This window comes from Clostridium thailandense, assembly GCF_019207025.1.
In the GTDB taxonomy this organism is placed as follows: Bacteria; Bacillota; Clostridia; order Clostridiales; family Clostridiaceae; genus Clostridium_AM; species Clostridium_AM thailandense.
Genome location: NZ_JAEEGC010000072.1, coordinates 1 through 12602 on the forward strand (window position 1 = coordinate 1; position 12602 = coordinate 12602).

General features: G+C 29.5%; 10 protein-coding genes. All 10 read right to left on the bottom strand.

Annotation, left to right across the window (positions count from 1 at the left end; translation table 11 throughout):
* Window positions 1–233: 233 nt before the first annotated feature.
* The 10 genes from I6U48_RS15185 to I6U48_RS15230 all read right to left on the bottom strand — a co-directional run bounded on the left by I6U48_RS15185 (window position 234) and on the right by I6U48_RS15230 (window position 12592).
* The gene (locus I6U48_RS15185) at window positions 234–404 is read right to left on the bottom strand and encodes a hypothetical protein (RefSeq protein ID WP_218321319.1); all 171 of its coding nucleotides are present in this window, start codon (window positions 402–404) and stop codon (window positions 234–236) included.
* A 542-nt stretch (window positions 405–946) separates the two neighbouring features.
* Window positions 947–1234, bottom strand: a complete 288-nt coding sequence (locus tag I6U48_RS15190) for a putative quinol monooxygenase (protein WP_218321320.1) — start codon at window positions 1232–1234, stop codon at window positions 947–949.
* 104 nt (window positions 1235–1338) lie between these two features.
* Window positions 1339–1773, bottom strand: a complete 435-nt coding sequence (locus tag I6U48_RS15195; RefSeq protein ID WP_218321321.1) for a helix-turn-helix domain-containing protein — start codon at window positions 1771–1773, stop codon at window positions 1339–1341.
* A gap of 81 nt (window positions 1774–1854) precedes the next feature.
* Window positions 1855–2748, bottom strand: coding sequence for a DUF2156 domain-containing protein (locus tag I6U48_RS15200; RefSeq protein ID WP_218321322.1), 894 nt, complete (start codon window positions 2746–2748; stop codon window positions 1855–1857).
* Window positions 2749–2945: 197 nt separating this feature from the next.
* Entirely contained in the window at window positions 2946–4346 is a 1401-nt protein-coding gene (gene bcaP / locus I6U48_RS15205; RefSeq protein ID WP_218321323.1) for a branched-chain amino acid transporter BcaP, read from the bottom strand.
* A gap of 509 nt (window positions 4347–4855) precedes the next feature.
* Window positions 4856–8014, bottom strand: coding sequence for an insulinase family protein (locus I6U48_RS15210; RefSeq protein WP_246615374.1), 3159 nt, complete (start codon window positions 8012–8014; stop codon window positions 4856–4858).
* A gap of 300 nt (window positions 8015–8314) precedes the next feature.
* Entirely contained in the window at window positions 8315–8899 is a 585-nt protein-coding gene (clpP, locus tag I6U48_RS15215; RefSeq protein WP_218321324.1) for an ATP-dependent Clp endopeptidase proteolytic subunit ClpP, read from the bottom strand.
* Between the two features lie 26 nt (window positions 8900–8925).
* Complete coding sequence (locus I6U48_RS15220) at window positions 8926–9309, bottom strand: helix-turn-helix transcriptional regulator (RefSeq protein ID WP_218321325.1); 384 nt, start codon at window positions 9307–9309, stop codon at window positions 8926–8928.
* Window positions 9310–9453: 144 nt separating this feature from the next.
* Complete coding sequence (locus I6U48_RS15225; protein ID WP_246615375.1) at window positions 9454–10638, bottom strand: M20 family metallopeptidase; 1185 nt, start codon at window positions 10636–10638, stop codon at window positions 9454–9456.
* Window positions 10639–10819: 181 nt separating this feature from the next.
* Complete coding sequence (locus tag I6U48_RS15230) at window positions 10820–12592, bottom strand: methyl-accepting chemotaxis protein (protein ID WP_218321326.1); 1773 nt, start codon at window positions 12590–12592, stop codon at window positions 10820–10822.
* Between the last annotated feature and the right edge of the window lie 10 nt (window positions 12593–12602).

The window sequence follows — 12602 nt, forward strand, 5'->3', positions numbered from 1 at the left end:
TAATAAATTAATAATATTTTAATAAAGTTTCAAAACAAAGTCAATTCTTAAAATTTTGATTTTTAACTATATAGAATGATGTATATGTTTAAATTCGGCATTTGAGCATTTAAACTAAGTAATACTTTTATATAATGCAGATTTAGTCTAGTTTTCTACCAAATTAACTATTTGAAAAAATTTCTATACATAATTTTATAGAGAAGCAAAAAAAGAAAAGAGCCCAAAGGGCTCTATTTAAATAGAAATAACAATATACCCATTATAACAACCGCAAATATAGTAAGTGCTACAGTTTCTGCCTTATTTTCTGGTAAATCGTTTTCATTCGTCTCTAATTTTTCAAGTATTTGATCTGTCTTTTTCTCTTCATTGAATTGTTCGTGAGATGTTACGTTAGTCATTTACTACACCTCCCATAGTTAACTTCATAATTATATTTTTTTAATAATGAATGTATATATAGAAGCGTATGTTAAAAGATAGCTATTAATTTTAACTAGAAAATATTATTAATAGAATTTGTTATCTTAATATTATTATATTACTTTTTTTAAATATTGCCAATATTAAATTTACTTAATTTTCTGACTATAATGTATGTTTTAAATAATGATTTCTCATTTATTGAAATTATTATTTAAAATGAAAGTATTAATCTCATAAGCCATGCTATCCTAATTATTAGATTTAATTAATATTTCTCCTGCTTTTACATTTCCAAAGTATCTCCTCCTAATGTATTTCATATTTATTCATCTAAACATGTATGCAAATACCCTATAGACACCCACGACCAACATTTAACTTATACTCCGGCATATGTTAAATATCTGATATGGGTATCTATAAAAAGTCTGAGAAATCTTAACTTTTTAGGATAGCTTAAGTTACCTTTTTTAATTTTTACAAACAACTGAGTTCTCTATTACCTATTTTTATATTACTAAATCAACTTATTGTATATATTCATATCACTTTTCTCCGAAGTTAGTTCACGTATCATAGGAACTATCCTAATAAAATGCTCCGAATTCATATGCTTATTTAAACATTCTTTATCTTCCCACTCCTCGATCACTGCTAAAATGTTAATATTCTTCTCGTCTTGATATAGCTCGTATTTTATACACCCTGTTTCTTTTCTTGTTTCCCGAACTAATTCTTCATATAATTTTATAACTTTTTCAACTTCACCTTCATTTACATTTTTTTTTGCTACAACTTTTATCATTTCCCAAACTTCCTTTCTTCTAATTTAAAACTTTATATATCATTTTTTAAGTTTCATTAATCAATTTCATTCGTTCGCTAATGAACTTTTAGTTCAAAATAATTTTAAAGTATTTTTTCTATATTTAATAAACTCTTATTAATATTATCTTCAAATACATTACGTTCACTATCATTAAAATTTATTAATAATATTTCTATAAATTCAATTTCAATTTGCTCTAACTTTTCTTTTATAAATACAGCTTCTGGAGTTAAACTAATATATACACTTCTCTTATCTTTATAGCAACAACATTTTTTTATCAAACCCTGACTTTCATATTTTGCAATAATATCCGATAAAGATGATTTAGAAATCTCCCAAATATTTGCCACCTCATTAAACAGCAAAGCTGTGCCGTCTTTAGGAAGTATATAAAATAGAGAAATATGATTTCTTAATATCGGTAAGTTTTCTTCCTTTATTCTTTTAGCCATGTATCTATCAGATATGGAACATATTTTATTTATTTTTCCAATAATACATTTACGTTTCATCTTTCAACTCCTATTCCTTAGTAAATACCTTTATATTATTACTCGCAAAATTATATGTCAATTTGAAAATACAGATAAACTTTAATACCCAAGAATAAATTTTTTCTCCAGCTTAAATGGATAATAGGAAAGTTTTGCTTTTCTAAGTCCTTCTATTCCTAGATCCTGTTCTCTATTTATTATTTTAACGTCGCTGAAGCACATATCCACAAAAGTTTTATTAATAAAACTATATACCCCTCTGTAATTCATATCTCCTTTTTCAACATGTATAACTGCCAATTTATCATTAAGCTTCTCTCCTAAAGAAAAAGCCGCTACTTGATCTTCAACATATACCGCTATTCCCTTTAAATTAAATAAATCCATATTTTGAACTAGATCTTTTATAGCGGCAGTTTCATAATAAAGCATTTTATCATTATTGTTATTCTCACAATACCACTTTTCTGCTGCTCTTATTACATCACTAATAACTTTCTCTCCTATAATTTCCTTTACTTCATAACTATATTCTTTAACAAAAGAATTGTAATGATTTTTTTTGCCATGAAGTTTCTTTCCTGAAAGCTTTATTAATTTTTCTGCTTCATATAAATAGTCAAAGTTATCTCTGTCCTCTTTAATGTACATATTTTTATCTTCTATCTGTAAGGCTTTTATTTTTTCTATAAAATCTTCTTCTAAATCCTTAAATATATATTTCATACCATTTTTTATTTTATACTGTGATAAATATTCTAATATCCCCTGCAAATCTTCTTTATAGCCTAGTGGCTGCATAAAATGATAGTTTCCCTCAAAATCCTTTTTCTTTATAATTAATGCATCTTTATATATTGCATACTGAACATCACAGGCATCTTTCCAAATATATAACGTGGTAAATGAATATTCACAGCTTAAAAATTTATAAGGATTTATATACTTTTGAAACAGTTCTTTATCCTTTAATGTAAGCTTTTTAAAATCCATTGTATCTTATTTACCTCCTTTTAAATTAACGCTTTTTAGTAATAAACACAATTTTTATTCGTCCGGGTACGATTAATAATATTATTTATATCTATCTTTGTCAAGGCACATTTTCCTACATATAAAGAATCATAACAGAATAAAGAGAAAAAGCACCCAGTATGGTGCCTTTTCTCATTATTTTTTGTGTTATTTTACTATGCTACAGTTTTACCTTCGTTAATAGCGCTGTGTTTATAACTATATGCATAATATATTACAAATCCTATTAATAACCAAACTACAAATCTAATTTGAGTAATTACTGGAAGTTTAAATATTAATAGTGCACAGAAAGCGATCGAAAGTGCTGGAACTAAAGGTACAAGCGGACATTTAAAGGCTCTAGTTCTATTTGGATCTTTCTTTCTTAGTACTATAACAGCTGCTGAAACTATTATGAATGCTGTTAGTGTTCCTATATTAGTAAGCTCTGCAACAATTCCTATTGGAGTAAATCCAGCGATTACCATACTTACAACACCTACAAGTACTGTACTCTTTATAGGTGTCTTGAATGTTGGATGTACTTCACTAAATACTTTTGGAAGCAATCCATCTCTTGACATTGCAAAGAATACACGAGTTTGGCCATACAGCATAACAATCAACACTGAAGTAAGACCACAAACTGCACCAACTGAAACTAAAGCTGATCCCCAAGTTATTCCAACCTGCTCAAGTGCAAATGCAACTGGAGCTGCTGTTTCTTTAAATTTAAGATATGGAACCATTCCTGTTAAAACTGCAGATACTACAATATATAAGATAGTACAAACAATTAATGAACCTATAATTCCTCTTGGTAAATCTTTTTGAGGATTTTTTACTTCCTCTGCTGCAGTTGAAACCGCATCAAATCCTATATAAGCAAAGAATATTACTGAAGCTCCTGATAAAACACCACTCCAACCATAAGGCATAAATGGCGTCCAATTCGCCACATTAACATGACCTACACCTAATACTATAAACAATAAAACTACTGCAACTTTTATTCCAACAATTATATTATTTAATCTTGCACTCTGCTGTACCCCAATTACAAGTATGCCAGTTATAAGTGCAAGTATAAGAACTGCTGGCAAATTCACAATACCACCTGCATCAGGAGCATTTGCTAAACTCTTTGGTATAACAATTCCTATAGAGGAAAGAAGCTTAACTATATATCCTGACCAACCGATTGCCACAGTTGCAATGGCAAATAAATATTCAAGTATCAAATCCCAACCAATGATCCAAGCCCATATTTCCCCAAGCGCAGTATATCCATAGGTATACGCACTACCCGCTACAGGTACCATTGAAGCGAATTCAGCATAACATAGACCCGCAAAGGCACAAGCTATACCAGATATAATGAAAGATATTACAAGTGCAGGACCAGAATAATTTGCAGCTGCAATTCCTGTAAGTACAAATATTCCAGTACCAATTATTGCCCCAATTCCAAGCATAGTAAGCTCGAAAGCTCCTAATACTTTTTTCAATCCATTCTCACCTTTGGTCTCATTTATGAGATCATCAATAGGCTTTGTTCTAAATATATTTTTCATAAATTGAATTTCCCCCTTTTTTATTTACATGTCAATCGATTGAAAGTAAATGATGCTTAAAAATTTTTAAAATGAATTCATCTATTATGTTACCACCATATATCAAACAATTCAATACCAATTTTATATTTTTTTTAATTTATTTTTGATAATTTTTGTATTTACACCTTGTTATAATATCATTTTATCAATTATATGATTGTAAACGTATTTATATATGCAATTTTGTATCTTACTATAAAATTCAATCAACATATCCTTTTTATACTTTCTACTTACTGATATCTGGCCATTTAAATTCATTATTATATTACTTGTTAATAATTTTTATCATTTTAAATAAAATTCCATCTTTATATAACACAATATTCTAATCATATTATTAATTCTTTCAATTAATTTAATCTTTATAACATAAAAATATAAGCCAGTAATCAGCATAGTCTTGATGATTACTGGCTTATATTTTTTAATTACAAATTTCATAATATTAGAAACAATTAATTTATCTAGCCTTCTATCTTTCTGAATATATTTAATATCTTTTTTAACATCCAAATTTCGTTACAAGGAACATTATATTCCACATCTATATCTATACTTTTCCCCTTTTCCTCTTGGGAAGTCAATACGTTTTTTATACTTATAAAATTTTCCTTGCTTTCCCTTATTTTAGTTTCTCCTCCTACCACACAAAGATAGTTCTGCTTTAAAACGGCATCTATAACTGGCGCAAAATTTCTTATATCCTCCGCAGTAGTTGATATAAGCTCCTTTCTATTCTTTTCTAAATCCGATTGCTTAATTCCTGAGAGATATAAGTCGTCTGCCACTATACCCTCAGCAGCTGGCCCATAGTATTGACTTAGCTGGCTGTATTTATTTTCTTCTTGCCCTACTGCACCTATTATATAATTAGTCATTTGTTTTTCATCAGCACTAAAAGCCTTTAGATATTCGGGAGTTTTATTAAAGGTATCTATAGTTTTCTCAAGATTTGGATCTCTGTAAGACGAAAATACTACCTTTCCATTTTTCACTCCAATATATGCTCCATAAGCTCCATCTCTTTCTCTAATAATTGGAGACAAATATTCTGTATTTAATATATTTTCAAGAACTCTATACTTGCCATTTTCAGTATAACCTGACTTTTTAAGATCTCCCCCCTTATATACATATTGAACTGTTGAAGGAACAATTAAACCTTCATTTATTTTCGAACTACTGAAACTGTATTTATGTTTTTGAAAGTTCTCATTTTTCAAGCTGCCCAAAAAAACTTTTAAGTTATTAGAGAAATTTTTATAATTTTCTTCATTACCAGTAATACTTACGATCATATCTTTTTTATTGAATATAAGCTCTCTAACTTGTTGTAAGTTTTTTATAATCTCATCACTTTTGTTATCAAAATTTTTATCTAAATCGCATAATAATGAATAGAACTCATCATCTTTATATGCATTATATCTTCCCGATTCAGACATATAAGATAACAACTTTTCACTGCCTATTGCACTCCCATTATAGGCTAATTGATGCTCTTTCCTCATTTTTAAGTTGCTTATTATCTCTTTTAAACGTGTCTTATCATTTAAATTACTATTGAATATCGTTTCATTTAAAATATTAAATCCATTATTTAAATTTTCATTTAAAAGCATCAAGGTAACTGTCATCTTAGGATAATATAAATTATTATCCTCATGATTTACTGCACAATCAGGATAAAATGTAATTGATCCAGCATCAATTAAAGTTTTTTCTCTTAATTCATCCTTTGAGTAATTTTTTGTATTTACATTGCCAAATACAGCACTCAAAAGATAGATATAACCTAATTTATCTTGTGGAACAATGCTGCTATCAAAATATAAAGTTGTAAAATCTATGCCATTTGTATATATAGGATGTTCTAGTACTTTGACTCCATCTTCTATTTTTTCTATAGTTTTATATTCTTTAATCTTTGTGCTTATATCCTGTCTAGTAAGGGTTGGTAATGTATTCAACTCTTCCTTTGTAGGTGGTGTATTTTGCCAACTTTTTAAATCCTGAGTATTTTTAACTAACGCATCTAGTTGCTCTTTTGAAAGAGATGCTTTATATGCCTCTAGTTTAGATTTTAACTCTGTTTCTTTCTTCTTTCCGAGTCCTACTGATGGTTTTAATACTACTAAGGATGAATTTTTATTGTCAACTAAATATGTTTTTACCATCTTCTTAAAATATTCAGGCTTAACCTTTTCTCTAATACTTCCAATATCAGAGTCTAAACTTAAATATGCAATAGGATCTCCTCCATGCATCCAACTTCTCATAATAAGCATGTTATAGCTAAGAGCATAATCACCTTTTACCATACGTTTATTTAATTCATAAACTTTATAAATTGAATTTAATAATTTATCTTCAAAACCATTTTGTGCTGCATTGTTTAATGCTTCCTTTACAACTTGTTTAAACTTATCTTTTTGATTTTCGTCAACATTTTGAGCGACTATACTAAAAGTTGGTTGAATGCCAGAAAAATCAAATGTAACATTGACATTTTCCCCAAATCCATTATCCTTTAATGCTTTTTTTATAGGTGACGATGGTGTTCCACCAAGTAAGGTCTGAAGAAAAGTAAAAGCTTCTACTAGATCTTTATTCGCATTTTTATCAATTACATAATTCAAGCTTAAATATGCCTTATTCTTAGTAGATACTCCTTCAGGCAATGAATATTCTACTGTTTTCTCTACACTTTGTGTAAAAGGTTTTTGAGCCAATAACTCAGTGTTCACCTCTTTTTTATCAAAGTTATTTAGGTACTTTTCTCCTATGAACTTCAGTATTTTTTCTATATCCATTTTTCCATATAAATAAAAATAACTATTAGCAGGTTTATAATTTTCCTTATAAGTTTTTACAAGCTCCTCATAAGTTAAACCTGGAATTTCATCAGGAATACCACCAGATTCATACTTATATGAAGTATCTGGAAAAAGCGATTGATTTACAGCCCTATTTAGCACCCAGTCAGGTGAAGAATAGTTTCCTTTCATCTCATTATACACTACACCATTATATGTTAATTCATCCTTAGATGAATTCAATTCATATCTTATACCCTCTTGTTCAAAAATCCTTTTATCCTTTAGGACATTAGGATAAAAAACCGCATCTAAATATACACTCATTAAATTTTGAAAATCTTTATCATTTTTGCTAGCCACAGGATACATTGTCATGTCACTTGTGGTAATAGCATTTAAATATGTACTTAAGGATTGTTTAGACATTTCGTTTAAAACATCCTTGACAGGATAATTTTTCGATCCATAAAGTACGCAATGTTCTATTATATGGTTGACTCCTTTGTTATCCTTTGTAGGAGTTCTAAAATTGACGCACATCATTTTATTATCGTTGTTATTCTGTAAGTAAACAAGATGTGCTCCACTTTTTTCATGTTCATAAATACATGCATCTGATTTTAAATCTTCTACCCAATTTTTAGATACTAATCGAAATCCTCCTAAAGTACTATTAATACTACTCATTACCTTCATATTTAAACTATCCGCTCTCACACTGCTTGTTAAATCTATCATAAGCATCTGAGAAGAAATTACTGTTACTACTGACAATGCTATTATAGACTTTAATCTTTTATTCATGACAAATCAATCCCCCCTTGTAAAAAACCGGAATAATCATACTCATATGTTGTATTTATTTCTTGAATTTTAAAATACAATGTTGCTAAACTATACATTTTTTTTGAACTCAATCTTCTTGTTGAAGACTTAAATAAGACGAGAAGTATTTATGAATATATAGATAGTTTTACCGTAAAAGAAAATTCATATTCGATCCATTAAATTAGAATACCAAAAAAGAACAGAAACCAAATTGCCTATGATATTAAATCACACAACCTGGCTTCTACTCTTTTACAAAAATATATTTTTAAAGCTCTATTTCAAAAGAATTTTATCTATTATCCCATAAGACACAGCTTCTTCAGCAGACATGAAATAGTCTCTTTCCATATCTCTTTCTATTTTTTCAATAGGATTGCCTGTTTTTTCACTATATATTTTATTCAGCTTTTCCTTGGTTCTAAGGAGCCAATCCGCATGAATTTTTATATCTGTCGCTTGACCCTTAAAACCACCATATACTGATGGTTGATGTATGAGAATCTCACTGTTTGGAAGAGCAAATCTTTTTCCTTTAGCACCTGCTGCCAGTAAGAATGATCCCATACTTGCAGCCATACCAACACATATGGTAGATACGTCTGGCTTTACATGCTGCATTGTATCGTATATTGCCATCCCAGAAGTAATTGAACCACCAGGGCTATTTATATAAAAATTAATATCTAATTCTGGGTTTTCAGCTTCAAGAAACAATAATTGTGCTATAATTACACTTGCTGTAGCATCAGTTACTTGATCATTTAACATAATTATTCTATCTTTAAGCAATCTAGAATAAATGTCATAAGAACGTTCTCCTGAATTTGTTTGTTCAACAACTATAGGTACATAACTCATAAAATCACTCCTTTTAAATACAAACCTTAAGCAGCCATTGAAAGTTGGCTTGCAGATTTATTTATTGAATTCATTACACTTTCATTGAGTCTAGTTCTTCTAAACTCCTTTGGAGGTATTCCATAAAGTTTTTTAAAAGCCTTCGTAAAAGCTTCCTGAGAGCTAAACTGATATTTCAAAGCTATATCTATAATCTTATCTTCTGAACAAATTAACTGATTTGCAGCTTCTATGAGCCTTCTCTTTCTTATATATTCAGCTACAGGCTCACCAACAACAGCGTGAAAAACTCTGTGGAAATGATACTTTGACAAAAAAACCTTATCTGCAAGTTCCTTAAGCTCTATTTTTTTACTTAGATTATTTTCAATATATTCAATGGACTTCTTAATACAATAATCATAATTCATATCAGAATACCTACCTTATTTAACTTTTTTCTTTATTATATCTTAACTTTCCATGTAAATCCTGTCTTTTCTTGCTAATCTACAATTAAACAATTTAAAATAGCACAGCCAAACTATAATTTCAACTATAGTTTGGCTGTTATATTATTGTACCCTTATAAACTCTTCCTTTATTTGCTTTAAAAGCTTATTATCAATAATTACATCATATCCAGTTAAAGCCATGGCTGCTGCTCCTTGTATTAGTGCTTCACGCCCATTTTCCGTAACGGTATTATATGCAAATTCTTTAGTATGTCCTGCAACATTAGGACATCCAATGCCAATGTAAGGATGTATAGCTGGTACTACTTTGCTTACATTTCCCATATCTGCCGATCCATACTCAGCCTTTGCAGGTAATATGTCCTTTACTCCTATATATCTTAGATTTTCAGCAAATGCTTCTGATAAGATACCATTAGTATTCATATTATCATAAGAAATTTCATAGTTACTTATTTCAAGAGAAGCACCAGTCATAAGCTCTGCTCCTTTTGCGATGTTCTTAATCTTCTCTACTATTAGGTCCAGTTTTTTTCTAGTACTTGATCTAACATAGAATTGAGCTATTGCTTTGTCCGGAACAATATTCGCAGCTACTCCACCTTCTTTTATTATTCCATGTATTCTTGTATCTGATGGTACATGTTGTCTCAATGCATTTATACCATTGAAAGTAAGTATTACCGCATCTAATGCATTAATCCCTTCCTCTGGAGATGAAGCTGCATGACTAGCTTTTCCGGTAAAATCGAACTGTATTGCATCCATAGCAAGAGATGATCCACTTTCATAAGTGCTCCCTTCTGGGTGTACCATCATAGCTACATCAATACCATCAAACTCTCCTTTATCTACTAAGTCTACCTTTGCTCCGTCTGTTTCTTCTGCTGGTGTACCCAATACAGTAATTTGTCCGCCTAGACAGTTAAGCACTTTACTTAAAGCTACAGCCGCTCCAACTCCCATAGTTCCGATCATATTGTGTCCACAGCCATGTCCTATCTGAGGCAATGCATCATATTCACAAATAAAAGCTATATTAGGACCCTCTTTGCCGCTTTTATAACTTGCCTTAAAAGCTGTAGGCTTATTTACAATTCCAATTTCAACTTTAAAACTATTGTTTCTTAAAAAATCAGTCAATTTTTCTACAGCTTTAAACTCCCGGTTTCCAAGTTCTGGGTTTTTATAGATATACTCACTTATATTCCAAAGTTCTTCTTTCATCTTTTCTAACTCTTTTAAGATTGTTTCCTTCATCTTTACTTTTAGTAAGTAAGGCATTATTGTTACCTACTAAAATACTCACTTCCTTTCTATGTAATGTATGTATAGCACCTAAATGATTTATAATGTTAATGTTAATATTATTACTTTCTTTTGGCTGTAACTATATTCTACCATATGCAAGCAATTTTCTATACTCTAAAAATACCTGGCATACCTTAGGTAAACCAGGCTATTATTAGATTTTAAAAGTGTTGATATTTTTCATAGCATCCTTTGTAAGTTTAGCAAGAGTATTTGAAGATTCTGCTACTTCTAATGAAAAGGCATTCAACTCCTGAGAAGTTGCAGAAATTTCTTCTGCTGAAGAAGAAAATTCCTGTGATATTGACGTCGTATTTTCCACATGTGTTATAATTCCATTTTTTATTTCATTTATGCTAGATGATTGTGAGTAAACTGCATTTACCTTTGGCATTATTCCTCCTATAGAATCAATGATATTTTGAAAAGAACTTATAGAATTTTCTATAGAAGTAACCTGTTTATCAAGCTCTTTATTAACTTTACTTGAGGTATATGTCACATCACTCGTTTCTTTGGATATATCAAATATTAACTTATTTATGTTAATTGATGATACCTTAGATTGTTCTGATAAATTACGTATTTCTTCTGCAACTACTGAAAAACCTCTTCCAGCCTCACCAGCTCTAGCTGCTTCAATAGATGCATTTAAAGCTAGTAAATTTGTCTGTTCAGCTATGCTTTTTATCACATCAGTAATTTCGTCTATCTTTCCTACATTACTATTTAAAGATACTATTTTGCTGCTTACATCATTAAATGTATTTTTTATATTTTCTATTGAATCTACTAGTATTTTCAAAAACTCATTGCTGTTCTCAGCCATTTGATTTATAAATATTGTGTTTCCTTCTACATCTTTAATTGAAGCGGTTATGCTCTCAATTTGATTTCCAAAGTTACCTAGAGAAGAGGTTATATTCATTAAATCTTCTGATTGTTGCGCTGCACTCACAGAAACACTATTAACTGCTTCAGCTACTTCCTCTGAGGAATGTAACATTTTATTTGATACATTTGATAATGCATGGGATTGCTCATCAATTGTAGATGAATTGGATTGAATAACCGTAATAACTTCTCTAATTTCATTTACAGTCTTAGCTAAATGCTTTTTCATAACTCCAAATTCATTTTTTTGATCTACATCAATTTGTATGGTTAGGTCTTTATTTGCAACGCAATCTAAATTCTTACTCATGTCCTTAATTGACCTTCTTATTATAGTTATTACAAAAGAAGATATAATAACCATGAGTACTAAAAAACCTAAAAGCAGCAATATAAAAAATAATAAAATATTCTTATAAAGCTTCTCATTATTTTTATTTATATCAGAAGCAGACATTTTATCTTTATCTGCTAAGATGGTTAAGTTTGTATATAAGCTAGTACCATCTGCTTCAAAATCATTGAATGCATTTCTATCTACTTGTTCACCTTTCTTTAAAGCTTCTGATATATCTTTCCACTTTTTCATATAAGTTTCGTATTGTATGCTAATGCTATTGATTCTTGCCTTTTGATCATCAGTTAACTTTTGTGTTTTATAGGTTGAAAAAAGCATTTGTATATCTTCATCTGTTTTCTTTATTTCTGCATCATTTAGTGAGTTATTCTTTATAGTTGACAATGTAGCATAAAGCCTTATGGTCAACAGTCCTTCTTTGATAGAATTCAATTGGGTTATTGGCAGCAATTTATTTTCATATACATAAATAGAATCAAGATTTATTTTTTTCATTCCATAGCTTCCCAAAAAACCTATAGACATGATTGATATTAATGATAAACCTACAATAATTACTATACTATTTACTATCTTTACATCTCTAAACCAATTTCTTTTTCTACTTTCTTTTTCTTTAATTTTCTTTAACTTGGATATATTCTTTGTCCCCTTTAGTTTTTCGAATAAATTCATAACTCTTCCC

What these genes read in the sequence shown, in the direction of transcription:
- I6U48_RS15200 (WP_218321322.1), bottom strand. Translation starts at nt 2,748, where the DNA reads ATGGATTTTAAAAAGCTTACATTAAAGGATAAAGAACTGTTTCAAAAG.
- I6U48_RS15220 (WP_218321325.1), bottom strand. Translation starts at nt 9,309, where the DNA reads ATGAATTATGATTATTGTATTAAGAAGTCCATTGAATATATTGAAAAT.
- I6U48_RS15210 (WP_246615374.1), bottom strand. Translation starts at nt 8,014, where the DNA reads ATGAATAAAAGATTAAAGTCTATAATAGCATTGTCAGTAGTAACAGTA.
- I6U48_RS15190 (WP_218321320.1), bottom strand. Translation starts at nt 1,234, where the DNA reads ATGATAAAAGTTGTAGCAAAAAAAAATGTAAATGAAGGTGAAGTTGAA.
- bcaP (WP_218321323.1), bottom strand. Translation starts at nt 4,346, where the DNA reads ATGAAAAATATATTTAGAACAAAGCCTATTGATGATCTCATAAATGAG.
- I6U48_RS15185 (WP_218321319.1), bottom strand. Translation starts at nt 404, where the DNA reads ATGACTAACGTAACATCTCACGAACAATTCAATGAAGAGAAAAAGACA.
- I6U48_RS15195 (WP_218321321.1), bottom strand. Translation starts at nt 1,773, where the DNA reads ATGAAACGTAAATGTATTATTGGAAAAATAAATAAAATATGTTCCATA.
- clpP (WP_218321324.1), bottom strand. Translation starts at nt 8,899, where the DNA reads ATGAGTTATGTACCTATAGTTGTTGAACAAACAAATTCAGGAGAACGT.
- I6U48_RS15230 (WP_218321326.1), bottom strand. Translation starts at nt 12,592, where the DNA reads ATGAATTTATTCGAAAAACTAAAGGGGACAAAGAATATATCCAAGTTA.
- I6U48_RS15225 (WP_246615375.1), bottom strand. Translation starts at nt 10,638, where the DNA reads ATGCCTTACTTACTAAAAGTAAAGATGAAGGAAACAATCTTAAAAGAG.